The sequence below is a fragment of the Lysinibacillus sp. FSL M8-0216 genome, assembly GCF_038595555.1.
GTDB classification, from domain to species: domain Bacteria; phylum Bacillota; class Bacilli; order Bacillales_A; family Planococcaceae; genus Lysinibacillus; species Lysinibacillus fusiformis.
In genome coordinates, this window is record NZ_CP152007.1 from 937,300 (window position 1) to 963,824 (window position 26,525).

General features: G+C 37.5%; 28 protein-coding genes. 21 read left to right on the forward strand and 7 right to left on the reverse strand.

All coding sequences use genetic code 11. The features are described from left to right. Positions 1 to 65 precede the first annotated feature (65 nt). Together MKX57_RS04290 and MKX57_RS04295 are read left to right on the forward strand one after the other, a co-directional pair. A complete protein-coding gene (locus MKX57_RS04290; RefSeq protein ID WP_008173987.1) occupies positions 66 to 263 on the forward strand; it encodes a hypothetical protein in 198 nt (65 codons plus the stop codon). A gap of 227 nt (positions 264 to 490) precedes the next feature. Next, complete coding sequence (locus MKX57_RS04295) at positions 491 to 1,285, forward strand: inositol monophosphatase family protein (RefSeq protein WP_008173986.1); 795 nt, start codon at positions 491 to 493, stop codon at positions 1,283 to 1,285. 39 nt (positions 1,286 to 1,324) lie between these two features. Here MKX57_RS04295 and MKX57_RS04300 read toward each other — a convergent pair whose 3' ends face one another. Beyond that, positions 1,325 to 1,510, reverse strand: coding sequence for a DUF5325 family protein (locus MKX57_RS04300; RefSeq protein WP_008173985.1), 186 nt, complete (start codon positions 1,508 to 1,510; stop codon positions 1,325 to 1,327). Between the two features lie 138 nt (positions 1,511 to 1,648). On the opposite strand from MKX57_RS04300, the gene typA reads away from it, so the two are divergent. The 5 genes from typA to MKX57_RS04325 all read left to right on the forward strand — a co-directional run bounded on the left by typA (position 1,649) and on the right by MKX57_RS04325 (position 6,703). Continuing rightward, on the forward strand, positions 1,649 to 3,493 hold the full coding sequence (gene typA / locus MKX57_RS04305) for a translational GTPase TypA (protein ID WP_008173982.1): 1,845 nt from the start codon (positions 1,649 to 1,651) through the stop codon (positions 3,491 to 3,493). Positions 3,494 to 3,522: 29 nt separating this feature from the next. Beyond that, the gene (locus MKX57_RS04310) at positions 3,523 to 3,921 is read left to right on the forward strand and encodes a YlaH-like family protein (protein WP_025113802.1); all 399 of its coding nucleotides are present in this window, start codon (positions 3,523 to 3,525) and stop codon (positions 3,919 to 3,921) included. A gap of 233 nt (positions 3,922 to 4,154) precedes the next feature. After that, complete coding sequence (locus MKX57_RS04315) at positions 4,155 to 5,147, forward strand: ABC transporter substrate-binding protein (RefSeq protein ID WP_043989678.1); 993 nt, start codon at positions 4,155 to 4,157, stop codon at positions 5,145 to 5,147. A gap of 1 nt (position 5,148) precedes the next feature. Then, positions 5,149 to 5,916, forward strand: coding sequence for an ABC transporter ATP-binding protein (locus tag MKX57_RS04320; RefSeq protein ID WP_008173976.1), 768 nt, complete (start codon positions 5,149 to 5,151; stop codon positions 5,914 to 5,916). After that, positions 5,909 to 6,703, forward strand: a complete 795-nt coding sequence (locus MKX57_RS04325; protein ID WP_036123716.1) for an ABC transporter permease — start codon at positions 5,909 to 5,911, stop codon at positions 6,701 to 6,703. The genes MKX57_RS04320 and MKX57_RS04325 overlap by 8 nt, the downstream gene beginning before the upstream one ends. 53 nt (positions 6,704 to 6,756) lie before the next feature. Here the strand turns inward: MKX57_RS04325 and MKX57_RS04330 are convergent, their stop codons facing one another. After that, entirely contained in the window at positions 6,757 to 6,960 is a 204-nt protein-coding gene (locus tag MKX57_RS04330; protein WP_008173973.1) for a YlaI family protein, read from the reverse strand. Positions 6,961 to 6,971: 11 nt separating this feature from the next. Beyond that, positions 6,972 to 7,472, reverse strand: coding sequence for a hypothetical protein (locus MKX57_RS04335; RefSeq protein WP_008173970.1), 501 nt, complete (start codon positions 7,470 to 7,472; stop codon positions 6,972 to 6,974). Between the two features lie 182 nt (positions 7,473 to 7,654). On the opposite strand from MKX57_RS04335, the gene MKX57_RS04340 reads away from it, so the two are divergent. The 5 genes from MKX57_RS04340 (at position 7,655) to MKX57_RS04360 (ending at position 13,560) form a co-directional block, all read left to right on the forward strand. Further along, positions 7,655 to 7,936, forward strand: coding sequence for a YlaN family protein (locus tag MKX57_RS04340; RefSeq protein ID WP_004224778.1), 282 nt, complete (start codon positions 7,655 to 7,657; stop codon positions 7,934 to 7,936). 61 nt (positions 7,937 to 7,997) lie between these two features. Then, positions 7,998 to 9,179, forward strand: a complete 1,182-nt coding sequence (locus tag MKX57_RS04345; RefSeq protein WP_008173966.1) for an FtsW/RodA/SpoVE family cell cycle protein — start codon at positions 7,998 to 8,000, stop codon at positions 9,177 to 9,179. Between the two features lie 12 nt (positions 9,180 to 9,191). Next, positions 9,192 to 12,626 (forward strand): pyruvate carboxylase, encoded by a 3,435-nt coding sequence (pyc, locus tag MKX57_RS04350; protein ID WP_090001958.1) that lies wholly within the window; start codon positions 9,192 to 9,194, stop codon positions 12,624 to 12,626. Between the two features lie 132 nt (positions 12,627 to 12,758). After that, entirely contained in the window at positions 12,759 to 13,379 is a 621-nt protein-coding gene (locus MKX57_RS04355; RefSeq protein ID WP_008173962.1) for a TetR/AcrR family transcriptional regulator, read from the forward strand. Then, positions 13,372 to 13,560, forward strand: a complete 189-nt coding sequence (locus tag MKX57_RS04360) for a hypothetical protein (RefSeq protein ID WP_008173961.1) — start codon at positions 13,372 to 13,374, stop codon at positions 13,558 to 13,560. The genes MKX57_RS04355 and MKX57_RS04360 overlap by 8 nt, the downstream gene beginning before the upstream one ends. A 48-nt stretch (positions 13,561 to 13,608) precedes the next feature. Here MKX57_RS04360 and MKX57_RS04365 read toward each other — a convergent pair whose 3' ends face one another. Next, a complete protein-coding gene (locus MKX57_RS04365) occupies positions 13,609 to 14,532 on the reverse strand; it encodes a heme A synthase (RefSeq protein WP_043989675.1) in 924 nt (307 codons plus the stop codon). A gap of 336 nt (positions 14,533 to 14,868) precedes the next feature. Between MKX57_RS04365 and cyoE the strand changes: the two genes are divergently transcribed. From cyoE to MKX57_RS04400, 7 genes are all read left to right on the forward strand, one after another. After that, positions 14,869 to 15,786 (forward strand): heme o synthase, encoded by a 918-nt coding sequence (cyoE, locus tag MKX57_RS04370; RefSeq protein ID WP_342550819.1) that lies wholly within the window; start codon positions 14,869 to 14,871, stop codon positions 15,784 to 15,786. A gap of 100 nt (positions 15,787 to 15,886) precedes the next feature. Continuing rightward, positions 15,887 to 16,975 (forward strand): cytochrome c oxidase subunit II, encoded by a 1,089-nt coding sequence (gene coxB / locus MKX57_RS04375; protein ID WP_008173955.1) that lies wholly within the window; start codon positions 15,887 to 15,889, stop codon positions 16,973 to 16,975. 41 nt (positions 16,976 to 17,016) lie between these two features. Beyond that, positions 17,017 to 18,900: a cytochrome c oxidase subunit I gene (gene ctaD / locus MKX57_RS04380; RefSeq protein WP_342550820.1), complete on the forward strand. Its 1,884-nt coding sequence runs from the start codon at positions 17,017 to 17,019 to the stop codon at positions 18,898 to 18,900. Next, positions 18,900 to 19,526 (forward strand): cytochrome c oxidase subunit 3, encoded by a 627-nt coding sequence (locus MKX57_RS04385; protein ID WP_008173951.1) that lies wholly within the window; start codon positions 18,900 to 18,902, stop codon positions 19,524 to 19,526. Before ctaD ends, MKX57_RS04385 begins: the two co-directional genes overlap by 1 nt. Further along, positions 19,526 to 19,870 (forward strand): cytochrome C oxidase subunit IV family protein, encoded by a 345-nt coding sequence (locus MKX57_RS04390; protein ID WP_008173949.1) that lies wholly within the window; start codon positions 19,526 to 19,528, stop codon positions 19,868 to 19,870. The genes MKX57_RS04385 and MKX57_RS04390 overlap by 1 nt, the downstream gene beginning before the upstream one ends. 182 nt (positions 19,871 to 20,052) lie before the next feature. After that, positions 20,053 to 20,976 carry a cytochrome c oxidase assembly factor CtaG gene (ctaG, locus tag MKX57_RS04395; RefSeq protein WP_036123734.1) on the forward strand — a complete coding sequence of 308 codons (924 nt, stop codon included), beginning with the start codon at positions 20,053 to 20,055 and terminating at the stop codon, positions 20,974 to 20,976. Between the two features lie 40 nt (positions 20,977 to 21,016). Beyond that, positions 21,017 to 21,478 (forward strand): DUF420 domain-containing protein, encoded by a 462-nt coding sequence (locus MKX57_RS04400; RefSeq protein ID WP_008173945.1) that lies wholly within the window; start codon positions 21,017 to 21,019, stop codon positions 21,476 to 21,478. A gap of 15 nt (positions 21,479 to 21,493) precedes the next feature. Here the strand turns inward: MKX57_RS04400 and ytvI are convergent, their stop codons facing one another. Beyond that, a complete protein-coding gene (gene ytvI, locus MKX57_RS04405) occupies positions 21,494 to 22,552 on the reverse strand; it encodes a sporulation integral membrane protein YtvI (protein ID WP_225316250.1) in 1,059 nt (352 codons plus the stop codon). A 151-nt stretch (positions 22,553 to 22,703) separates the two neighbouring features. After that, on the reverse strand, positions 22,704 to 23,105 hold the full coding sequence (locus MKX57_RS04410; protein ID WP_042737480.1) for a YugN family protein: 402 nt from the start codon (positions 23,103 to 23,105) through the stop codon (positions 22,704 to 22,706). Between the two features lie 146 nt (positions 23,106 to 23,251). On the opposite strand from MKX57_RS04410, the gene MKX57_RS04415 reads away from it, so the two are divergent. Next, positions 23,252 to 24,391, forward strand: a complete 1,140-nt coding sequence (locus MKX57_RS04415; RefSeq protein WP_008173938.1) for a CAP domain-containing protein — start codon at positions 23,252 to 23,254, stop codon at positions 24,389 to 24,391. A gap of 149 nt (positions 24,392 to 24,540) precedes the next feature. Next, positions 24,541 to 26,010 carry a UDP-N-acetylmuramoyl-L-alanyl-D-glutamate--2,6-diaminopimelate ligase gene (locus MKX57_RS04420; protein WP_089985266.1) on the forward strand — a complete coding sequence of 490 codons (1,470 nt, stop codon included), beginning with the start codon at positions 24,541 to 24,543 and terminating at the stop codon, positions 26,008 to 26,010. On the opposite strand, the gene MKX57_RS04425 is transcribed toward MKX57_RS04420, so the two are convergent. Beyond that, a complete protein-coding gene (locus tag MKX57_RS04425; RefSeq protein ID WP_008173935.1) occupies positions 25,994 to 26,488 on the reverse strand; it encodes a PaaI family thioesterase in 495 nt (164 codons plus the stop codon). The two genes, MKX57_RS04420 and MKX57_RS04425, sit on opposite strands and share 17 nt — an antisense overlap. Between the last annotated feature and the right edge of the window lie 37 nt (positions 26,489 to 26,525).

Consider the following 26,525-nt stretch of genomic DNA (forward strand, 5'->3'; position numbering starts at 1 on the left):
TATAACAAGAACTTTATCGAATTTGAAAAGTTTTTGTAAAAAAATTTAAAAAAGGAAGTGTTTTTATGAAACCAATCGTAAAAATTATACGTAAAGTTGACATTGAAAAGCAATATGAACACATTTTACAATTAGAATTAGATTATGAATTAGCTTCGCTTTTTGCAGCGATGAATGAAAAAAATGATATTGAAATTGAAAAAAGTAAAAAACGTCTTGGAGAAATCCAGATGGAACTTGAAAGCTTCCACGCCTATGCGTAATCAAAATTTTATACCCATTTAAAAAATCACTTGCTGAATATTCCGACAGCAGGTGATTTTTATTGTAACAAAGGGTAAAATAGATACTATATCATAGCGTAAAGAATTTCAGTATTTTTTGAAGTTCATGTTGTATATCGCATTAAAGACAATGGACAAGGTAAAATTTATGAATAAAGTGTGAGGAAAGTAAAGGCTTTTTCTTATATTCGAAGGGTGGGTTTTAATTGGATTTACAACAAATGGATGAATTTGCGAAAAGTATAATCTTTGAAGCTGGAAGACGTATTCGAGAAGCTTTTTCGTATAATTTAGTGATCGAGACAAAATCAGGTGCCAATGACCTGGTAACAAATATTGACCGAGAGACCGAGTTATTTTTTATCGACCAAATTAAAGCTTTTAATCCTGCCCACAAAATTTTAGGCGAAGAAGGAATGGGGGAAAAGGTAGAGTCATTAGATGGTGTAGTTTGGATTATTGACCCTATAGACGGCACGATGAATTTTGTTAAACAGCATCGTCACTTTATGATTTCTATTGGTATTTTTATTAATGGGGTAGGTAAGTTAGGGTACATATTTGATGTCATGCGCGAGGATTTATTTTATGCGATTGAAGGCCAAGGCGCGTGGTATAACGATTCTCCACTGCGGAAACTTCAATCTGTTACGATGGAGGAATCAGTCATTGGTATCAATGCACATTGGGTAGCTCCTAATCGACATATTCATCACGAAAAGGTCATTGAGATGGTCCGCAAAGTTCGGGGCACACGTTCATATGGCTCAGCTTGCATGGAAATCGCATTTGTTGTTAGTGGGAAGTTGGATGCTTATGTTTCCATGCGTCTATCACCGTGGGATATAGCAGGTGGTACCATTATTGCTCAAGAGGTTGGGGCCATTGCCACAAACTTGCACGGAGAAGGCTTTGACTTCTTACATCAAGATACTTTTATTATCGCCAATCCTTCCATTCACAAAGAATTATTGGAAAAATATATTGTACCTTATGAATAAAAAGGAGCCGTCTATTTACTAGACAGCTCCTTTTTTTAACTACAGTAACCCTTGCATACGCAGTTTTCGCTTCATTTTAAAGGCTGTCATGAAAATGACACAAGTAGCCACAATACCTGCTATTGCACCAAATACACTACTAGCCGCCACTGAATAGCCAATTGAGCACATTGCTAAAACAGCTGCTAATGCATAAATAGCCATTACGAATTTTGCACGATTCATAGCCTAGCCTCCTATATAAAAAATTTATAATTCATATATATTTTTTAGAATGATGTAAATTCTAATAAGGACATTTCTATCCTTCTTGTGCTATAATATCACAGTTAAACATTCGAAAAAAGAATATGGAGTGGAATAATGACAAACTTACGTCAAGATCTTCGCAATATCGCAATAATCGCCCACGTTGACCATGGTAAAACTACCCTAGTCGACCAATTACTAAAACAATCAGGTACATTCCGTTCAAACGAACGTGTTGAAGAACGTGCAATGGACTCTAATGATATTGAACGCGAACGTGGTATTACGATTTTAGCTAAAAATACAGCAGTAAACTATGAAGGAACTCGTATCAACATCCTTGATACGCCTGGACACGCTGACTTCGGTGGTGAGGTAGAACGTATTTTAAAAATGGTAGACGGCGTTTTACTAGTTGTCGATGCGTATGAAGGTTGTATGCCTCAAACACGTTTCGTATTGAAAAAAGCATTAGAACAACGTCTAACACCAATCGTAGTCGTAAATAAAGTAGACAAAGATTCAGCTCGTCCACTAGAAGTAGTAGATGAAGTACTTGAATTATTTATCGAGTTGGGTGCAGATGACGATCAATTAGACTTCCCTGTTGTTTATGCTTCAGGTGTAAATGGTACAGCTTCTTTAGACGCTGATCCATCTAAACAAGAAGAAAATATGAAATGTCTATTTGAAAAAGTTATTGAATCTATCCCAGCACCAGTTGATAACTCAGAAGACCCATTACAATTCCAAGTAGCTTTACTTGACTATAATGACTTCGTTGGACGTATCGGAATTGGTCGCGTATTCCGTGGAACAATTTCTGTAGGACAACAAGTTGCACTGATGAAGTTAGACGGTACAGTGAAAAACTTCCGTGTAACGAAAATCTTTGGTTTCTTCGGTTTAAAACGTGAGGAAGTAGAGACAGCAAAAGCTGGTGATTTAATCGCCGTTTCAGGTATGGAAGATATCAACGTAGGTGAAACAGTTTGTCCTGTTGAGCACCAAGAAGCACTTACACCATTACGTATCGATGAGCCAACTTTACAAATGACATTCTTAGTAAACAACTCTCCATTCGCTGGTCGTGAAGGGAAATGGGTTACTTCTCGTAAAGTAGAAGAGCGTTTACGTGCTCAATTACAAACGGACGTATCTTTACGTGTTGAAGATACTGATTCTCCAGATGCTTGGACAGTTTCAGGTCGTGGTGAGCTTCACCTATCAATCCTTATTGAAAATATGCGCCGTGAAGGTTTCGAATTACAAGTATCTAAACCTCAAGTAATCGTGCGTGAAATCGATGGCGTAAAATGTGAACCATTCGAACGCGTTCAAATCGATGTACCGGAAGAAAATGTTGGTTCAATTATTGAATCAATTGGTACACGTAAAGGTGAAATGCTTGATATGGTAAATAACGGAAGTGGTCAAGTTCGTTTAACGTTCTTAGTACCAGCTCGTGGTTTGATCGGTTATACGACTGAATTCATGTCGATGACAAAAGGTTTTGGTATTATTAACCATACGTTTGATTGCTACCAACCATTACTACCAGGTAAAATTGGTGGACGTCACCAAGGTGTACTAGTTTCTATGGAAACTGGTAAATCAACAACTTATGGTATGATGCAAATTGAAGATCGTGGTACACTGTTCTTAGAGCCAGGTACAGATATTTACGAAGGTATGATCGTTGGAGAAAATACTCGTGACGCTGATATCACTGTAAACATCACAAAAATGAAACAAAAAACAAACATTCGTTCAGCGAATAAAGACCAAACGAATGTTATTAAAAAACCACGTATTTTATCTTTAGAAGAAGCACTTGAATACCTAGGTGATGATGAGTATTTAGAAATCACACCAGAATCTATTCGTCTGCGTAAAAAAATTCTAGATAAAAATGAACGTGAGAAAGCAGCGAAAAAATTACGTAACGCAGAACAATAATTTTCGCTGACATGAAAGGAAGAGGAGTCTTGGATATTAAGTCCGCTTTATTGGGTGAACTAAATGTTATTCAAGTTGCTGCACAGACAAGTTCCGAGGAAACAACAAGAGTTTTTGGAAGAATGGCGGGTATAACGAGATTTTTATATGAAAATTTACCAAGCTATGAAATTGCAGGCTATGTTGTATTTCTTCTTGTATTTGCACTTTCTGCCATTGTCTATAAGCTAGGCTTTGCCAAGAAATTAAAACTATCTCAAAACATTATTATTTATGCGTTCCTCTTTGTAGGTTGTATCATGCTAACCTTCTTTGCTCTATTCTTGCCAATGATTGAAGGTTTGATTGTAGCCGCCTTAATTTTAATAGTTTATAAAACAAGATTATGGCGTGAAAAAAGAGAAGAGCAACAAGCTGCCAATCAATAAAAGGTAGTACGTATTTTATAATAAGAACTTTTATCGTTTATCAAACAGCCTTAGCGCAATAGTCGCTAAGGCTGTTTTCTTATATAACTAAAAAACTTTTTCAAAAATCCTATTTGGCATAGCTGATCCTACACAATTGTAAAATCAACATAAATTGGTTGGCACCGAATTCTTCTGATGTGAATAAGTTAATGTCGATAGGCTTATTTTCATCACATCAAGGAGGAAAGGGAATGCGTTGGCTTACAAAAGGTTTTCTATTAGGTGTCATTGCTTTGTTACTCCTTTCTTTGACGGCATGTAATAAAGCAGAGCTAGAAAAAGTCAAAGTTGGAGAAGTAACTCGTTCGATATTTTATGCGCCTCAATATGTAGCGCTTGAAAAAGGATTCTTCGAGGATGAAGGTCTTTCTGTAGAGCTACAAACGATAGCAGGTGGCGATAAAACCATGACGGCATTGCTGTCAGATGGTATTGATATTGCTTTAGTTGGTTCGGAAACTTCAATCTACGTCACATTACAAAGGGCGAATGATCCCATTCAGAATTTTGCTCAGTTAACTCAAACTGACGGTACTTTTTTAGTTGCAAGGGAAAAAACGGATAATTTTTCATGGGATCAATTGAAGGGTTCTACATTTTTAGGGCAGCGTAAAGGTGGGATGCCGCAAATGGCAGGTGAATTTGTGCTGAAGAAGCACGGCATTGACCCTGTTCATGATTTAACCCTTATTCAAAATATTGATTTTGCAAATATAGCCACTGCTTTTGCTTCAGGTACTGGTGATTATGTACAGTTATTTGAACCAACTGCTAGCGTATTTGAAAAAGAGGGGAAAGGCTATATTGTAGCATCTTTCGGTACAGAGTCTGGTAATTTGCCTTACACGTCCTATATGGCGAAAAGTAGTTATTTAAAGGATGATGAGAAGACAGTTCAAGCCTTTACAAATGCCTTACAACGGGCACAAGATTTTGTACAGAATGAAAGTGCCGCAGAAGTGGCAAAAATTATTCAACCTTATTTTGAGAATGTAGATGTTGCGGTTATCGAAACAGTAATCGAGCGTTATAAAGCACAAGGCTCCTATGCATCAGACCCTATCCTCGATGAGGGGGAGTGGGATAACTTGCAAACAATTATGGAGGAAGCAGGTGAACTTCCTCAACGCGTGGAGTATGAAAAACTTGTGAACACAACCTTTGCTAAAAAGGCTGCTGAGTAATATGGAATTTTTACAGCTAGAAAATATTCACCATAGTTATTTTTCAAGCACACAGGCAAAGGAAGTATTACGTGATATTAGTTTAGCCATTCGTGAAGGAGAATTCGTGTCGTTTATCGGGCCTAGTGGCTGTGGGAAAACGACCTTATTATCAATAATCGCTGGTTTGTTTCCATCAACTGAAGGCAAGGTCTATATTGATGGTGATGAACTAGCAGCACATAATCAATCAAGCATTGGCTATATGCTTCAGCAGGACTATTTATTTCCATGGAAAACCATTGAAGAAAACGTCACGATTGGTTTGAAAATTATGGAGCGGAGCAATAATTCACATAAAGTAACGGCCAATGCTCTTTTGCAAGAAGTAGGATTACCACATGTGGGGAACAACTATCCACGAGAATTATCAGGAGGTATGAGACAACGTGTGGCACTTGCTCGTACTTTAGCGGTAAATCCTAAAATTTTATTGTTAGATGAACCATTTTCGGCTCTTGATTATCAATCGAAATTAAAGCTTGAGGATCTAGTGGTAGAAACATTAAAGACCTATAAAAAGACAGCAGTTCTTGTGACGCATGATATTGGAGAGGCAATAGCTATGAGTGAGCGTGTCTTTTTATTTTCTGCCAATCCAGGGACATTGCATAAAGTGTTTGAAATACCTGAGGCACTTCGTGAATTATCACCGTTTGATGTAAGACAGCATCCTACCTATGCAGATGTATTCCAAATGATTTGGAAGGAGCTGGAGAGCCTTGGATAACACATTATTTAAACAATATCAGCAAATGTTAAAAAAAGAAAAACGCTTTGTACGGCTGTATCAGCTTATTATTCTGCTTCTGTTCTTTGGAGGATGGGAGTTGCTTTCTAGATTAGAATGGATCGACCGTTTAATTTTTAGTTCACCCACACAAGTCTGGCATACATTTATCGAAAAAGTAACTGATGGAACTTTAACTTTGCATGTTGGTGTGACATTAATGGAGACGGTGATTGGCTTTATTGCGGGGACTTTACTAGGGACGTTCATCGCTATCCTTTTGTGGTGGTCACCATTTCTGTCGAAGGTACTGGACCCATATTTAGTTATTTTAAATGCGATGCCAAAAGTTGCGTTAGGGCCTATTCTTATTGTTGCGCTAGGGCCAGGTTATTTTTCCATTATTGCAATGGGGGCTTTAATTTCTATCATTATTACAACCATTGTGGTATATACGGCTTTTAAAGGTGTCGATCCGAATTATAGTAAGGTCTTACAAACATTTGGTGCATCTAGGTGGCAAATCTTTCGTGAAGTCATCTTACCAGCATCTTTTCCGACTATCATTTCAACATTAAAGGTGAATGTAGGATTATCGTGGGTTGGGGTTATTGTAGGTGAGTTTTTAGTGGCCTCAAAAGGTCTTGGCTATTTAATCATCTATGGCTTCCAAGTGTTTAATTTTAACCTCGTGCTCATGTCCTTGCTCATCATTGCATTTTTTGCAACAATCATGTATCAGGTGGTTGAGTTGATAGAAAAGTCGGTTATTAAAAATAACGGCTAATAAAGAAAAGAGGTGTCTCCCGATGGAGGCACCTCTTTTGGGTTCATTCAATATTAAAATTCTTTATCCATTTGTGGTGAAGTTCTATAAAAACGGAAATTCCCTGTTTCTAATCGTGCAACCGTGTTTTCTTTAATACGATCATGGCAATTTTCACACATATAAGTATGGATTGGACGATTACGTAATTTTTTAGCTAAAGGTAAATTATCGTCTATACTTTGAATCGTATCGCAAATTACGCATTTAACGCGCATTGCATTCCCCCCTATTCAGCGCGAATGGCTATTACGTTTTTAATAGGATTATCAATATTTGAACCATCTCTCATTAATACATGAATGGGACCGTCCTCTAAGAGTGGCTTGCCATCTTGGCTATATTTTAAAATAAGTGTAGATGCTTCTTCAATAGAAAAAGGATATTCCTGACCAGTTTCACATTCAAAGATAATTTTTGTTGCTTCAGGTTTAATTTCAGCATTTTTCAAAAAATGACCTAATTCGATACCAAATGTCCCTGTTTCCATTCCTTTACGGTCAAACTTACGCTCTGATTTTAATGTAGGCGGGAATGTAGCTCCCTCCATAATCTCACGAGACCAGTGAGCACCAACCTCACGCATATATTTGATGTCTGAATCTTCCTTAACATCTTGTGTCGTGAAATATGTTTTTAAATCTAATTTACGATCATCGAAAATCCAAACAGTGGGATCTAATGTTAATTGATATGTTACTGCGCCCTTGATAGGAATTATTGTTTCCATGTTAGAAATCCTCCTCAAATCTTGTATATCCATGACATAGTATAACGCTAATGCCTAAAAATAATAAAGAAATAAAATTTGAATTCGGTATTTTCCAATGAAGACACTTGCAATTTTAACGACTAGAAGATAAACTTTATTAAGATAGAATCGAAGAAATATCAGATAATGGGGGCGTCCTCATGGATACGAAATCACAAACTTCTTTTCAAGAAAAGGCTTTGGAGCTTTTAGTTGCTGATGCAGATAAGATTGCTCGCCTTATTCGAGTACAAATGGATCATTTAACAATGCCACAATGCCCTTTATATGAGGAAGTATTAGATACACAAATGTTCGGCCTGTCTCGTGAAATTGACTTTGCTGTGAAGCTAGGTCTGATTGAACGTGAAAAAGGCAAGGAAATTCTCGATTCACTCGAGAAAGAGCTTTCTGTACTACACGATGCGTATACAGACAAATAAAAAGAAAAACTCAAACGCTTTTTTGCGCTTTGAGTTTTTTTACTAGAACGAGGTTTTTCAGATGAAACAATACTTAAAACGATATGCACAAAATTTTGATTACCCTTTATTTTTTACTGTCCTATTATTGAGCTTATTTGGATTAATCATGATTTATAGTTCAAGTATGATGGTCGCTATTGCACGAGAAGGAGAAGCACCTGATTATTTTTATCGAAAGCAAATCACCAATTTAATAGTGGCCTTTTTAGGTTTTATTGTGGCAGCATTTTTCCCTTATAAGCATTATGCGAATAAGAATATTATGATGTTGCTAACCATCGTATTAGCTGTTCTATTTACTTGGCTAAAGATAGCAGGGCATGGTGCAGAAGATGTAGGGTCACAAAGTTGGATACATGTGCCTGGTTTAGGGAACTTTCAGCCATCTGAATATGCAAAGCTATTTATAATTTTATATTTTGCGGCTGCATTTTATCGAAAATCACAAAAATATACATTTGAAAAACTTCAACCGACAGAAATTTTTTATCCCATTTTTCTATGGATCCTAGTAGTTGCTGGTGTTGCATTCGAAACAGATTTAGGGGCAGTAATCATTTTATGTGGAATTGCCGTATCTGTCGTTGCTTCCAGTGGCATTCCTTTTAAGACGTTTTGGAAATTTTTTGGTGTGTTGGCAGCATTCGGTGCAGCAATTCTTGGTATACTTTTGTTATTCAAGGGAGAACTATTAACGGAGAACCGAAAAGGGCGGATTTTATCTTATTTAAATCCGTTCGAGTATGAAAATGGTAGTGGTCACCAAGTGGCCAACAGTTATTATGCAATTGGCGGAGGCGGTTTAGAAGGTAGAGGGCTTGGTCAATCCATTCAAAAATTAGGATATTTACCTGAACCACAAACAGACTTTATTATGGCTATAATTATGGAAGAATTAGGCATTTGGGGAGTTATCATTGTCCTGACTGGTTTAGGGTTTATTGTATATAAAGGCTTTTCTATTGCATTGCGAACAAAGGATCCAATGGCACGCATGATTGCGGCTGGTATTGCGAGCTGGATAGGCTGGCAATCGTTTATCAATCTTGGGGGTGTAACCGGGTTAATCCCGTTAACCGGTGTAACGTTACCTTTTATAAGCTATGGCGGTACATCTATAATCATTCTATCTTTAGCGATGGGAATATTAATCAATGTTTCTATGTTTGAAAAGGTAGAGAGGAAAAAAACAGAATCATAAAGGGGGATACCTATGGAATCAATCAACAAAATCCTTGTAGCCAATCGAGGAGAAATTGCAATTCGTATTTTCCGTGCTTGTACGGAGCTGAATATCCAAACTGTTGCTATCTATTCAAGAGAAGATAGTGGAGCTTTTCATCGCTTTAAAGCCGATGAAGCTTATTTAGTGGGAGCGGGCAAGAAACCAATTGATGCTTACTTAGATATTGAAGGTATTATTGCCATCGCAAAAGATGCAGATGTTGATGCGATTCACCCAGGGTATGGTTTTTTATCTGAAAACGTTGAATTTGCACGTCGCTGTGAAGAAGAGGGTATTATCTTTATTGGACCAACTTCTCAGCATTTAGATATGTTTGGGGATAAGGTTAAAGCACGTTCGCAGGCGATTGCGGCTGACATTCCTGTTATTCCTGGTACAGATGGCCCTGTAGCCAATTTAGCAGAGGTAGAGGCGTTTGCTAGCACTGTTGGCTATCCAGTTATGATTAAGGCAGCGCTTGGCGGTGGTGGTCGCGGTATGCGTCTTGTACATGCAGCTGAGGAGCTTGCATCAGCCTATGAACGTGCAAAATCAGAAGCAAAAGCTGCTTTCGGCTCTGATGAGGTGTATGTAGAAAAGGCCATTATTAAACCTAAGCATATTGAAGTGCAAATTATTGGTGACCAGCAGGGCAATATTGTGCATTTATATGAACGTGATTGTTCAATCCAACGTCGTCACCAAAAGGTAGTTGAGATTGCTCCTTCTCATTCGATTTCCGAAGAGTTAAGAAATCGTATTTGTACTGCTGCTGTGAAAATAATGAAGAATGTCTCGTACATAAATGCAGGGACAGTGGAATTTTTAGTCGCAGGGAACGATTTTTATTTCATCGAGGTAAACCCTCGCATTCAAGTAGAACATACGATTACAGAAATGATTACAGGTGTAGATATTGTTCATACCCAAATTAAGGTAGCAGCAGGTTATGCTCTGTTTAGCGAAGAAATTCATATGCCGAAGCAAGAAAATATGCCAATGATTGGCTATGCGATTCAGGCACGTGTAACAACAGAGGACCCTGCTAACGACTTTATGCCGGATACAGGAAAGTTAATGGTTTATCGCTCTAGTGGTGGCTTTGGAGTCCGTTTAGATGCCGGCAATGGTTTCCAAGGCGCAGTTGTCACACCATACTACGATTCCTTACTCGTAAAAATCTCTACATCTGGCATGAACTTTAAAGAAGCTGCTGCGAAAATGGACCGAAATTTAAAAGAATTCCGTATTCGCGGCGTCAAAACGAATATTCCGTTTTTAAATAATGTTGTGACACATGAGAAATTTTTATCTGGTGCTTTTGATACAAGCTTTATTGACACTACACCAGAGCTGTTCCATTTCCCAGTACGTCAGGACCGTGGGACAAAGCTGTTAAGCTATATCGGTAATGTGACGTTAAACGGATTCCCTGGTGTGGAAAAGCAATCAAAGCCAATTTTTGTTCAACCAAATATTCCTAAAATAGACCGTTTAATTGTGCCACCAGCTGGTACGAAACAAATTTTAGATACCGAGGGTGCAGACGGCTTAGTGCAATGGATTTTAGCCCAAGATGATGTGCTATTAACAGATACTACTTTCCGTGATGCTCACCAATCACTTCTTGCTACTCGAGTACGCTCGCATGATATGTATCAAATTGCAGATGCAACAGCTCGTATGATGCATCAATTATTCTCTTTGGAAATGTGGGGCGGTGCTACGTTTGATGTGGCGTATCGCTTCTTAAAGGAGGACCCATGGGAGCGTTTAGCAAAGCTACGTGAGCAAGTGCCAAACGTGTTATTCCAAATGCTGTTGCGTGGTGCTAATGCTGTAGGTTACACGAACTATCCTGATAATTTAATCCGTGAATTTATCGCAGAATCAGCTGCATCAGGTATTGATGTATTCCGTATTTTCGATAGCCTGAACTGGATTAAGGGAATGGAAGTAGCTATAGATGCAGCCCGTCAATCAGGAAAAATTGCGGAAGCGGCAATCTGTTATACAGGCGACATTTTGGATGATACTCGTGCGAAATATTCTGTGCAATATTATAAAGACATGGCCAAAGAACTGGAGTCATCTGGTGCCCATATTCTAGCTATTAAAGATATGGCTGGTTTATTGAAGCCTGAAGCAGCGTATCGTTTAATTTCCGAGTTAAAAGAGACGACAAGTCTGCCAATCCATTTGCATACCCATGACACTAGTGGTAATGGTATTTACTTATATGCTAAAGCCATTGAGGCAGGTGTTGATATCATTGATACAGCATTAGGGTCCATGGCGGGTCTCACATCTCAACCAAGTGCAAATTCACTTTACTATGCCATGAAGGGTAGTAAGCGTGAGCTACGTGCAGACATCGATGCATTGGAAAGATTGTCTTATTATTGGGAAGATGTGCGTAAATACTATAAGGATTTCGAAAGTGGCATGATCAGCCCGCATTCTGAAATTTATGTACATGAAATGCCTGGTGGACAATATAGTAACCTACAACAACAAGCAAAAGCTGTTGGTCTTGGCGATCGCTGGGAAGAAGTCAAACGTATGTATTCCCGTGTGAACCTATTATTTGGGGACATTGTTAAAGTAACACCTTCTTCAAAGGTAGTAGGGGATATGGCACTCTTTATGGTACAAAATGATTTAGATGAAAACACTGTATTAACAAGGGGCAAAACGATTGATTTCCCAGACTCTGTTATTGAATTATTCCAAGGCTATCTAGGACAGCCACACGGTGGGTTCCCTGAGGCATTGCAACAAGTAGTGCTAAAAGACCGTAAAGCTATTACGGTTCGACCTGGTGAGTTATTAGAGCCTATTCAATTTGAACAATTGGAGGCAGTGCTAGAGGAAAAATTAAATCGACCGGTGTCGAAAAAGGATGTATTGGCATATGCCCTTTATCCAAAAGTTTTTGAAGAGTATGCGAAAACGGCAGAATCCTTTGGCAATATTTCAGTTCTTGATACGCCAACATTCCTTTATGGCTTAAAGCTTGGCGAAATCATTGAAGTTGAAATAGAAAAAGGAAAAACGCTCATTATTAAACTGGTCTCTATCGGCGAACCACAACACAATGGAACGCGTGTCCTGTACTTTGAGCTAAATGGTCAATCCCGTGAATTGGTCATTCAAGATATGACAGTAGAGGTAGATGGCAATTTATCATTAAAGGCAGATTCAAGTAATCCAAATCAAATTGGTGCTACAATGCCTGGTACTGTATTGAAGGTCGTTGTGTCCAAAGGAAGCCCTGTCAAACGTGGTGATCACCTATTGATCACAGAGGCAATGAAAATGGAAACGACTGTTCAAGCACCAAAGGATGGTATTATAAAAGAGGTTTATGCTAGTGCAGGAGATGCTATTTCAACAGGTGATTTGCTGATTGAAATTGAATAACTGGTAGTGAAAACAGGGTATGTAGATGCATTTTTAACATCTACATACCTTTTTTATTGTGGAAATGAGAAAAATTGCATAAAATTTGATTAAGTGATCAAAAAAATATTTGAATAATCAAATGGAGAGTTTATGGAAGCTAATAAAAGTACCTTTATTCAGGAAGCAAGGAAACAGCAAATTATTGATGCGACTATAAGGACTTTAAGTGAAATTGGCTATGTAAAGTCGAGTTTAGCCCAAATTGCAAAACGTGCTTCCATCAGCACAGCTTTAATTTCGTATCATTTCGCAGATCGACAAGATTTAATTGAACAAAGTCTGCAAGCACTGATTGAGCAATCGGCTACATATATTTTGACGAAAACATATGCTGCGGATGAACCAGCTTCGCAATTAGCTAATTTTATTGAGGCGAGTATTGCTTATCAAGCAACACACCCAGAAGAGAATATAGCGCTACTAGAAATTGTTTTTAATGCTCGTACTGCAGATGACATTCCTTTTTATAAATTGCCAGATGATGGAGAGGATCCTTTGTTAAAAGCCTTGTGCAACATATTAACGAAGGGAAAGGAACAAGGGAGATTTACTATCACTTCGGTCCATGTAATGGCAAAGGTTATTCAAGGAGCAATTGGGGAGTATATGTTAATTGGGGGACCACTTTCTATAGAAGTAGAACAATATAGTGCAGAGGTCATCAACATCATCTGGTCAGCCATGAAAGTAGAGGAAACTAACAATGCTTAAAGCTTTATTTAATTGGATGTTTGTCATTGGTTTGATCCTATTAGGCGGCCGTCTTGTAACGGCAATTTGTCGATATTTTGACATTCCATTTACAACATTCTTTAAAGACTACGCCCTAGTATCTATGATTATTTTAATAGTAGGAATTATAGGAACTGAATCTATGAAGAAACAACGATAAGCATAAAAAAGATTCGTTACAATATGGTAACGAATCTTTTTTATTTAACTATTTCACTTTTTCATTGTAGTTACTACGAGCAACGAGCATGATCATGTAACATAATAGACCGAACAATAGAGAAATTAATAATGAATGCATTAAAGCGACTGTTAAGTTCAGCTTCGTTAGGACTACTAACATACCAGCGATCACTTGTAAACATACTATAGTAAAAGCAATAATCCAACCATAGTAAACCACACGTTGGTTTTTATATTCTTTCACAGCGTGCCAAGTTATGTATGCAATCCAAATGAAAATAATAAGAACAGCTAAACGATGTCCCATTTGCACCCATTCGTACATGTTATTTGGGGATGCTAACGGTGTTTCGTTATAGCAAAATGGCCAGTCTGGACAAATTAAGCTCGAATCTGTATGTCGAACTAACGCGCCAGTATAAACGACCAAATAAGAATAAATTGTGACAGCAATTGTATGCCAACGTAACTTTTTACCAATAAATACTTTATCGGCATCAAATTTCCGATCAACTTCAAATACAATCATAGAGAGAAGCAGAACCGCGGCAAAGGAAATAAGAGAAATACCAAAATGAAGTGCTAAGATGAAGTCACCTTGCCCCCATAGTACTTGAGCAGCTCCAATAAGAGCCTGCGCAATTAAGAAAAACATTGCTAAGAAACCTAAAAGCTTTACTTCACGAACATGTCCGAGCTTACGCCATGTCCAAACTGTTAACACAAGAATTGAAATAGATACGACTCCAGTAACAAGACGATGTGAGAATTCAATAAGGACTTCCGGTGTAATCTCCTTTGGAATAAGAGATCCATTACAATCAGGCCAGTTTCGACCACAGCCTAAGCCACTATCTGTTTTAGTAACGAGAGCTCCACCGAGTAATATAAGGAGCATCCCTAGCGTAGCGGCAACAGCAAACCACTTCAAATATCTGTTGTGTTGCATAAAATGAGTCACCTACTTTATCTATCAACATTACAAGAAAGTAATGTTTCTGCTACTAGATAATATCGAAAATACGTTTAAAAAACAACTTGTAAAGGGAAGGGAGTACTAGATGTCGATTCCATTTCACAAATTGTTCATAATTTCGTGCTTTAACCTTCACAATTCATTTTAGAAAATGTTTTACTATAGATATGTTGATTTTAATTATATTTCTAGACAAAACTAATTTTTACAACTTCATCTAAATTTCACTTAATGTCTAGAAATCAATCGCAAATTTCGCTATAGTTATTGTTAGCGGAATATGCTTACAAAAATGAAAGGAGAGGTAGTATGTCAAACGGTCGTACACTGGCGGCTACTAGAAATACTGGTCCAGAAACAACATCAGTTGTAAAAGATTTCTTAGCACTAATAAAAATTGGCATTGTAAACTCGAATCTTGTCACAACGTTTACAGGGATGTGGCTGGCTTTTCAATTTACTAGTAGACACTTCTTGCAAGAGCTGGATGTCATCTTATTCACCATGCTGGGTGCGGCATTAATCATTGGTGGCTCAGGTGCAATGAATAACTTTATTGATCAAGATATAGATCCGATCATGAAAAGAACGAAGGTAAGACCGACAGTGACTGGCAGATTCAAGCCGAATTTTGTATTGACCATTGCCCTCTCATTTTTAATTGTAGGTGAAATTTTGTTATTTGCGGCATCGTTTGCAGCCGGCATGTGGGGACTAGCAGGAATATTTGCTTATGTCGTTCTGTATTCAATGTGGTCAAAGAGAAAGCATGTTAGTAACACGGTTGTAGGAAGCATTTCAGGGGCTATTCCTCCTATTATTGGATTTGCAGCAGTCGAGCCTGCTTTAGGTCCAGGAGCACTTGCCTTATTCCTAATTATGTTTGCATGGCAACCACCACATTTCTACGCGCTTGCTATGAAACGTACAGAGGAATACCGTGCAGCTAAAATACCAATGCTACCTGTTGTAAAGGGATTTAAACGTACAAAGTACTCAATGTTATTCTGGATTCTTTTATTATTACCGTTACCTTTCCTTTTACCGGAGCTTGGAATTGGCTTTTTAACTCTTGCTACTACATTGAACCTGGGTTGGTTAATACTAGCTCTGAAAGGCTTTACAGCAAAAGATGATATGAAATGGGCAAATAGAATGTTTATTTATTCATTGAATCATATGACCATACTATTTGTATCCATCATAATATTTGCGGTGTTTAGCTAAATTTAGGAATTCTTTCTTTTTCTAAAGAATTCATATAGACAGAACTAATGTCCTATGTACACATGAAAATACAACAAAGAAAGAGGGGTTTAATTAAGCTATGATGAAAGGGCTTAAAAAATGGCGTCTTTTTTCACTTCTAGCAGTGATGATGGTTTTCCTTTCAGGTTGTGGTGAAGATTATCTTTCTACACTAAAACCATCTGGAGAAGTAGGTAAACAACAATTAAATTTATTACTGTTAACTACTGTAATTATGACGCTAGTAGTGGTAATAGTATCCGTTATTTATTTAATTGCATTCCTGAAATACCGTCGTTCACGCGTTGGTGAAAACGTTATCCCTAAGCAAGTAGAGGGTAGTCATACGTTAGAAGTGATTTGGACAGTTATACCAATTATTTTATTATTAATTATTGCTGTACCAGTTGTTACAACTACTTATAAATTTGCAGATGTTGCTGCAATGGATGATGTAGATGAAGAGGGGAATAAAACTGCCCTAACAATCAATGTAACAGCTAAATTGTACTGGTGGGAGTTCGAATATCCTAACCAAGGTATTATAACGGCTCAAGAGCTAGTAGTACCAACAGGTGAAAAGGTTTACTTTAATTTAAAAGCTGCCGATGTTAAGCACTCATTCTGGATTCCTGCTGTAGGCGGTAAAATGGATACAAACGTAGAAAACTTAAACAAATTCTACTTAGTATTTGATAAAGAATCTAAAGATCTAAAAGATGGCGTATTTTATGGTAAATGTGCTGAGTTATGTGGACCTTCACATGCTTTAATGGACTTTAAAGTAAAAGCTTTAAGCCCAGATGCATTTGACGCTTGGGTTGATGCGATGAAAGCAACAGAAGGACAAACTGCGGACAAAGCTTCAACAGATCTTGGCGAAGCAACTTTTGCTAACAGCTGCTTGGGCTGTCATGCTATCTCTGGTTCAGGAGCAGGCGGTACACCAGGTCCAAACTTAACTACGTTTGGTGACCGTAACCGTGTTGCTGGTTTCCTAGAACACAATGAAGAAAACTTACAAGCTTGGATTAAAAACCCTGAGGAATTTAAACCAGGTAACTTAATGATGAATGCTGAAGGTACTGCACCTATATACGGCGATTTATCTGACGAAGAAATTGAAGCTCTTGCAACTTATATCATGGGCTTATCAGTTGAAAAATAATTTCCGTTCTATGTAACAAATTTTTGAGGGAGGTAAAAGTTGTGAGCTCATACACACAGAAAAAGGGCTTTGGAGCAACTGTCTGGGATTACATTACTACTGTTGACCATAAAAAGTTAGCAGTCATGTATTTATTAGCCGGTACATTGTTCTTCGCTATCGCTGGTTTTGAAGCGTTATTAATGCGTATTCAGTTAATGAAACCAAATAACGATTTCGTGTCAGCTGGTTTTTTCAATGAATTATTAACAATGCACGGAACAACAATGTTATTCCTAGCTGCTACTCCATTACTATTCGCATTTATGAACATGCTTGTACCATTACAAATTGGTGCACGTGACGTTGCATTCCCGTTCCTTAACTCATTAGGGTTCTGGTTATTCTTCCTAGGTGCAGTATTCCTTCACCTGTCATTCTTTATGGGTGGCGCTCCTGATGCGGGCTGGACTTCTTATGCATCATTATCTTTATATTCTCCAGGACATGGTATTGACTTCTATGTTCTTGGTTTACAAATTTCAGGGGCAGGTACTTTAATTTCGGGTCTTAACTTCATCGTTACGATTATCACGATGCGTGCTCCTGGTATGACATTCATGCGTATGCCATTATTCACATGGACAGCTCTTGTATCAAGTGCATTAATTTTATTCGCATTCCCTCCATTAACAATTGGTTTATTAATGATGTTATTTGACCGTATGTTCGGTGGTAACTTCTTTGACCATACAATGGGTGGTAACACAATTATTTGGGAACACTTATTCTGGATCTTCGGACACCCAGAAGTTTATATCTTAGTATTACCTGCGTTCGGATTATTCTCTGAGATTATCCCTGCGTTCTCTCGTAAACGTTTATTCGGATACTCTTCAATGGTATTCGCAACAATTTTAATCGGTTTCTTAGGGTTCATGGTTTGGGCCCACCACATGTTTACAGTTGGTCTTGGGCCAACAGCAAACGCTATCTTCGCTGTAGCAACAATGGCAATTGCCGTTCCAACAGGTATGAAGGTATTTAACTGGATCCTAACAATTTGGGGCGGATCAATTAAAGTTACAACGCCAATGCTTTATGCACTTGGTTTCATCCCGTCATTCGTTGCGGGTGGTGTTACAGGGGTTATGCAAGCATCTGCACCTCTTGACTACCAATTACATGATTCTTACTTTATCGTAGCTCACTTCCACTATGTAATCGTTGGTGGTATCGTTACTGCATTATTTGGTTCAGCACATTTCTACTGGCCAATTTTCTTCAACCGTATGTTAAACGAAACGCTTGGTAAAATTACTTTCTGGGTATTCTTTATCGGATTCCATTTAACGTTCTTCGTTCAACACTTCCTTGGTTTAATGGGTATGCCACGTCGTGTATTCACTTACATGGAAGGTCAAGGTTGGGATCAATTCAACTATATCTCTACAATCGGTGCATTAATGATGGGTGTAGGGGTTATCTTAATGGTAATCAACTGCTTAATGTCTATCAAAGGCAAACCAGCAGGTCGCGATCCATGGGGCGATGGACGTACATTAGAATGGTCAATTCCACAACCAATTCCATTCTACAACTTCCGTCAAACACCTCTTGTTCGTGGTTTAGATCCATGGTGGATTGAGAAACAAGAAGGCAACAAAGAAGTTACATTTGCTGAGCCACTAGGCGATATTCATATGCCAAATAACTCAGCGATACCATTCGTTATTTCATTAGGTATGTTTATTGCAGCATTCGGTGCGCTTTATAATCCTGATGCTGATAAACCTTGGTCAATCTATATTTTAATTGCTGGTCTTGCAATTACATTTGGTGCAATGATTGTCCGTTCTGTTAAAGATGATCACGGCTTCCATTTACACAAAGAAGAAATTATTGAAATTGAAGAACAACTTTATGGCAAAGGGGGAAATAAATAATGGATTTCAATACTAAATTTACTCCTCATACTTGGCCAGATCATCCTGAACAAGCAACGCTGGAAGGTAAAAACAAAGTCGTTGGTTTCTGGATTTTCCTTGCCTGTGAAGTTGTACTTTTCGCAAGTTTATTCGCTACTTACTTAGCGCTTAAGAACAAAGGGCCAGCTGGCATGGAGTTCACAACTCAAGGGTTATTTGAATTACCATTGGCATTTGCTATGACGATGTTACTTTTAACATCTTCACTAACATCTGTTTATGCAATTTACCATATGCGTAACTTTAACTTTAAAGGGATGCAAACATGGTTAGCCATTACTTTAGCTTTAGGTCTTGGTTTCTTAGCTCTTGAAATTTATGAGTTCCAACACTATGTGCATCTTGGTTTTACATTTAACCAATCTGCATTTGCAACTGCATTCTATTCTTTAGTTGGTACACATGGTTTCCACGTAACTTTAGGACTTGTATGGATCGCAACTTTAATGATTCGTAATGCTAAACGTGGTTTAAACTTGTACAATGCACCTAAATTCTTCGTAGCTGCTTTATATTGGCACTTTATCGACGTTGTTTGGGTATTCATCTTTACAGTAGTTTACTTGATGGGAGTGATCGGATAATGTCTTCACACGATACACCTATAGTTGCTAAATCACAGGCACAATATGAGTATGATCGTCATCATAATGCCGTTCATATGCGTAAACAAGTACTCAACTTTGCAATTATGATTTTCTTTACTTTTATCGCATTCGCAGTAGTTGCAGCTGATTTTTCTAAATACTTAATTATGCCATTCGTTTTATTATTAGCGGGTGTTCAAGTTGTACTTCAACTGTATTCTTTCATGCACTTAGAAGACAAAAAAACACACTACGGTGGAGTTATTGGATTCTTCATGTGGATGGGGATCTTAATTGCATTTACATTCTTCTTAGCATTCTTAACAATTATTTGGTGGTAATCACCAAAAAAAGCACGTTCGTCACTTTGTACGAACGTGCTTTTTGTATTTTAATTTTTAGTGAGGGTTGCAAAAAGAAGCAAACACTGGCAAACTTAACATTTGTTCACCTTTCGTTCATTGCAGTATAGCTGTAAGCGTTTTATAATAGGAGTACTGAAGTTTAAAGGAGTGCGTTCTATATGCCACTTAGTATATTTGGTTTCCAAGCGTTATGGAGCCCATATTTGATAGGGGTTCTTGTTTTTATAACAATCGTCTATTTTTTAGTCACAGTAAAGTGGCGTCAGGATTTTAAAGAAAGCGAACCTTTAAAAAAGGGACAAGCGATTTATTTTGTATTAGCAATGATTACCATTTATATTATTAAAGGGTCTCCAGTTGATTTAATGGCTCATATTATGTTTACGATGCATATGGTTCAGATGGCTATTTTATTATTGCTTGTACCGATTTTCTTAATTAAAGGAATACCTTGGTGGGTTTGGAAGGTTGCGATTGAAGCACCAGTTGTTAGAACTATATTTAAAGTACTAACATTACCAGTAGTTGCAGTGTTTGTGTTTATTGGTCTATTTTCCTTCTATCACTTACCGGATGTATTAGATTATATTAAATTAAATGAAACACTACATGGTACCTATACATTTGTCTTATTTCTATCAGCTGTTTTCATGTACTGGCCTTTAATTCAAAATATGCCAGGTAAAGAACAAATGAAGCCCTTGCATAAATTAGGCTATATTATTGCCAATGCCGTTTTAATAACTCCCGCCTGTGGATTAATCATTTTTGCACCTAATGCTATGTATGAAACGTATACGAATGGTGATGCTTGGTTAAAGGCAATGGAGCTTTGTGTTCCGGCCTCTACGTTGTCGGGACTATCATTATCAGGACCTGAGCTATTTACGGATATGAAACCTGTTGCTGATCAGCAGTTAGGTGGCGTGCTTATGAAAATTATTCAAGAGCTGATTTTTGGTATATTATTAGGTGCGATCTTTACAAAATGGTATCGTGCTGAACAAAAAGATCCAGATAAAATTACTGCTGATGCATTAGCTGCCCATCAAAAAAAATGGGAGAGTCAACAGCAACATTAATTATAAAATAGAAATTTACTTTGTATAAGGGGTTTTGATAATGGAATTACAAATTTTGCCTACTATTAGTACATCGTTTATCGTTATTAGTGCTGTACTAGTAGCAATAGGATGGGGCTTAATTATAAAAAGAAATGTAGAAGGGCATAAAAAAGTAATGCTTGCTGCAGGTGTTGCTGCACTGATCTTCTTTATTATTTATGCTTCCCGTACAGTGTTTATTGGAAATACTGCCTTTGGTGGTGGAGAACATTTAAAACCTTATTATACGTTCTTCTTGATTTTCCATATTATTTTGGCAACTTCTGGGGCCGTATTTGGGATAGTTAGTATAGTTTCGGGTCTTAAAACGAATTTAAAATTACACCGTCGTATTGGACCGATTACAAGTATTATTTGGTTCTTCGTCGCTATAACAGGTGTCCTTGTTTATTTATTATTGTATATTTTATTTGAACCGGGCGAAACAACATCGGTTATTAAAGCCATTTTAGGCATATAACAAAAATCTCCCACCTTATTTTTCAGTAGGTGGGAGATTTTTTGTCGTTGGCTGAATTAATGAGAGAACGACTACAAAAAGTAATGGTCCAATTAAAATACCTGAAAATCCAAAAATTTTAAATCCGATAAACATCGCAATAAAGGTTGAAAGAGAAGAAAGTCCAATTTTATCACCTATTATTTTTGGCTCAATCATACGACGAACTAAAAATTGACCTACTGTTAATACAATTAACACAGCGGCGTAAATATAATCCCCAGCAAAAACTTGATAGATTGCCCATGGGACTAATAAAATAAATGAGTCAAGAAAAGGAATAAAGTCTAAGACGACAAGCAACAATGCTAATAATAGAGGAAATGGCGTTTTGAGAAAATAAAAGGCTGCGATAGCTAAAGCAAAAATACCTAATCCGACAAGCAATTGTGCTTTCAAAAATCCAAATAAGGCTAATTTAACTCGTTCACCAATAAACACAATTTTCTGATGGTAGTGGAAAGGGACGGGCATTAATATTTTTTGATTGATGGTCGGCAATTCCAAAAGCAACATATACAAGACAATCCAATAGACAAAAATATCAAATAATCGTGTAGGGATATACGTTAATAAGGCAGACCAGACATCGATGTTTGTTAAGGAATGTGCAAATTTTTCAGTGGAAGCTAAAGCTCTTGCAATCATGGATTGAATTTGTGAAACTAGTTCTACAGGTAAATGATAGGTGTGGTTACTTAGTTTAGATTGCATTTGAATCCATAGTGCAGAAAGTTGATTCAAATAATCTGGAATATCAATAATAAATGATGAAAATTGTTTCCAGCTTACATAAATAATAAGCGTACATAATAATAAAGAGATACTTAGGAAGAATAAAAAAAAGATGGAAACCACTATTTTACGCTTTTTTCGAAAACGTTTGCTCATCCGAACTATAATAGGTTCTAAAAGTAAGGCAGTTAAGTAGGCAAGTAAGATCGGCAATGATATTGAAATAAACCAGAGGAGAAAAATCCCAATCGCGATAACGATAATGGGATGACGAAAAAAAGGACGATTAAAAAATGACAACAATTTTCTCACCTACATTTTGTTCTAGATATAGGTAGTATGAGAAGAAATCTAATTTTTACTCAAAATAAAAAAGACTGGACTACCAGTCTTTTCGTAACTATGAAGCTATTTAATGCTATACTTGCTATCACTTTTCAATTAATAAAGATTAGCGTGCGTTAACAGGTTCAAAGTTATTTTTATTTGTAGGCTCGATTGAGAATTGATCTAATTCTAATTTAACCTTTTTTAAGATTTCTTCACATTTTTTCACAATATGTGCTGGGAAAACTTCATCTTCTCCATATTCAACACCATGTGGATAATAGTACTTACCAAGTGCTGGTTTCATTAATGTAAGGATGGCATCATGAGCACCAACATCACCAGAAATGGCATATGCGAAAACGCGTAGGTAATAACGACCTTCACGAGTATCGAAACGTTTATCGAATGTCATACGTTCATAATCCCAACCGCCATCACATTCTAAACCATGTTTTTTCATAATGCTGACAATTAGCTCTTGATCAGCGGTTAAATTTTCAAGGTTAGTATTTTCAAAATACATGTATAATCCTCCTTTAGGTTCTCGTACAAAGTATACGCTCATTTTTATAATAGAGCATATTCGACATTGTTGCAATGACAACATTGTGTCAACCCAATTACAATTGATATAATAACTTACAATAATGGTGATGAAAGGAGTCCTATATGAAAGCGTTATTCCGCATATTAATGATTTGTGGTGCAATTGCATTAATCGGCTTTATGTTTTTTAATACCCCTAAGGAAAATGAACCACTAGAAGGCCCAAATACCAATTCTAATATAATCCCTCAAACAGAGCTAAAACAGCCCGATATAGGAGCAATGACACGACCACAATCGGGTATTTCAACATTAATAGGGAAAGGCACACAAACCGTTTTGGAACAATATGGAGAACCAGAAAGGAAGGAACCCTCCTCGTTTGGGTATGAATGGTGGGTCTATAATAAAGATGTTTCAACTTTTTTTATGATTGGTGTTGAAAATAACGTCGTTACGCAAGTTTACATAGCAGGGCAAGATATCAATGCATTTCCTTTTAAAGTTGGGCAAAAACGAGATGAAATTTACCGCATGACGATTATTGATTATGAGGTAGCCGCTAATGTTGGTGATAATATTTACATATTCTCCATGAATGAAGAAGATATGCAAACAAGATTACTGATCAAATTTGATGGACTATACGCGCAGCTTTATATTGACCGGGAAACGAGTGAATTACAGGGGATACGATATACCAATAGTAAAACACTTGTCCTTCATCAGCCATATGAAATGAGTTATCAAGGAGAGCTTGTTAGACGTACCCCGCCTTCTTCATTTTTACAGCAGGAAATTGATAGGGCGAATGCCAAACAGCTCGATGATTTACTAAATGTAACGCGAGAGCATCATGGGTTGCCGCCTGTAGAGATGAATGAATCATTGGAAAATACAGCGAGAATGCATAGCGAAGATATGAAGGTGCAAAATTTTTTATCACATGAATCTCCCAAATATGGAGATCTTAAAAAGAGGTTACAAGCGCAGAGCATTGACTATAGCGATGCGAATGAAAATCTAGCAACTGCCTATTTTGATGCGATTGAGGCAATGCATGGCTGGACAAATTCTACCGAACACCGGAAAGTTCTATTAAATGATAAATATTCACAAGTTGGTTCAGGCGTTTTCGTGGATTATTATACACAAATTTATATAGAACCTGCTTCACTGAAGATGGATAGTGAGGATTCAAATAATGAAGAGTCTGAAAGTGAAGAACCCGTAGAGGAAGAGAAAACCGATCAATCGCCATAACATAATAAATTTACATGAAGACAAGCATTCGCTGAATGGACTTGTCTTCATTTTTTTTGTGCTTCCAGTTGCCCCAAGTGGCTTCTACATTTTTCGTCACACCGTTACAAAGGCCGTCATATGATAGAGAACTGAAAGGGGGAAGAGGCTTGCAATTAGCTGAGTTATTGAAAGACTGGCCATGTAGCGTAACGGGAGGATCGATTCGAACAGAAATTACAGGCGTAGAGGATTATGCACAGGCTGTACAACCTGGCGACATTTTTATTGTACGAAAAGGCAAAAAAACTTCAGGAAGTCGTTTTGTCAAAGAAGCATTGGCCCGTGGAGCAGCAGCAATTGTCTCGGAGGAAAGTATTTCCTTACCAATTATTGATAAAGAAATTCCTTTTGTATGGGTTCCTAATACAGCCTTATTCCTATCGTATGCAAGCGCGAAGTTAGCAGCTTTTCCAGCAGAAGCATTAAGTGTTATTGCCATAACGGGGACAAACGGAAAGACGACAGTGAGTCATTTTGTCAGTCAGCTTTTAAACGCTCTACATAAAAAAGCGGCGGTTATAGGAACAATTGGGTTTTATCTTGATGGCGAAAAGCAACAAACTTCTTACGAGGAACTTACCACATTGCAGGCGAAAGAATTGCATCCGATATTAAAACAATGTGTACGCAAAGGTGTGTCACATGTAGTGTTAGAAGCATCTTCAATGGGGTTACAGCAACATAGACTCGATCATTGTGACATTGATTGCGGCGTGTTTTTAAACTTATCTGAAGATCATTTAGAAGATCATGGAGGATTAGAAGCCTATAAACGGGCAAAGAAAAGATTAGCTGATTTATCTAAAAAACTAGTATTAAATGGCGATGATAACTTTTGTCGCTCTGTTGGAATTTATGATAAGAAAAAATCCTGCTCATTTGGCTTTGATAATCACAATGATTTACATATCCAAATTGTCAGTGAAACAGTTGGCAAAACAGTGCTCTGCTTACAAACATCTGCGAGTGAGCATATTATAGAAATTCCTTTTGTAGGGAAGTACCATGTACAAAATACGGTTGCAGCATTGATGGCAGTATGGCGCTTAGGAACTCCAATGGATGATATAGTTGAACATATGTGGTCCCTAAGGCTTCCTGAAGGCAGGCTCGAGAAGATTGATAACCCAGTAGGAGTTGATGTGTATGTAGATTATGCCCATACGGCTGAAGCCCTCCAAGCCGTGTTACAAACATTCGATCGCTCGAAAACGATTTATCTTGTCTTTAGTTGTGGTGGAAATCGGGATAAAGCGAAACGTTTTGCTATGGGCGCTGTAGCAAGTAAATATGCAGACGTTATCTATTTAACAACGGATAATCCTCGAGATGAAGATCCGATCATTATTAACGAAAGTATTATTGCTGGTTTTACAGAGCAACAATACTATGAAATCTATTTAGACCGTAAAGTTGCAATCCATCAAGCATTAGCAAAGGCGAAAAAAGGGGATATTGTCCTTGTTGCCGGAAAAGGGCATGAACAAACACAGCAAATTAAAAATCAAAAATTCCCTTTTTCCGATCAACAGTGTATTAAGGACTATTTTACAGGTCTACTTACCGACGCTGAATAACAAAAAATGATCCTGTAGCAATGGCTAGCTTGCGCCCTGTCTCATCTTCGATATCACATTCCATTACTAGTGTTTGCCGCCCTTTATGGACAAAACGACCACGCGCAATTAATTCTTTATTTGTTGTTGTGGCAATATACGTGACATTCATATTTGTAGTTACTACATTAAATCCTTCTGGTACAGAACGGGAAGCAAGTCCCCCCATTGCCGCATCGGCTATCGTCGCAATGATGCCCCCGTGTGGCACCTTAATTGTGTTATGAATAACTGGTGTAATTGGAATACGTACCTCACTGACTTCAGGCTCAAACTTGCCAACCATATGTAAGGCGGCGTTAATATAACGACGATGAATACCTTGCTGTTTTTCGCGGAGTCCAGTTAAAAGATGTAAAAGAACTTCTTCATCTTCCTCCGTACTATCTTGTAAAATTGCCCCTAATAATAGATCGATTTTTTCTTTGGGTGTTGTCATCAATTGGAAAAACCTCTTTCATTAATAATCTCAATAA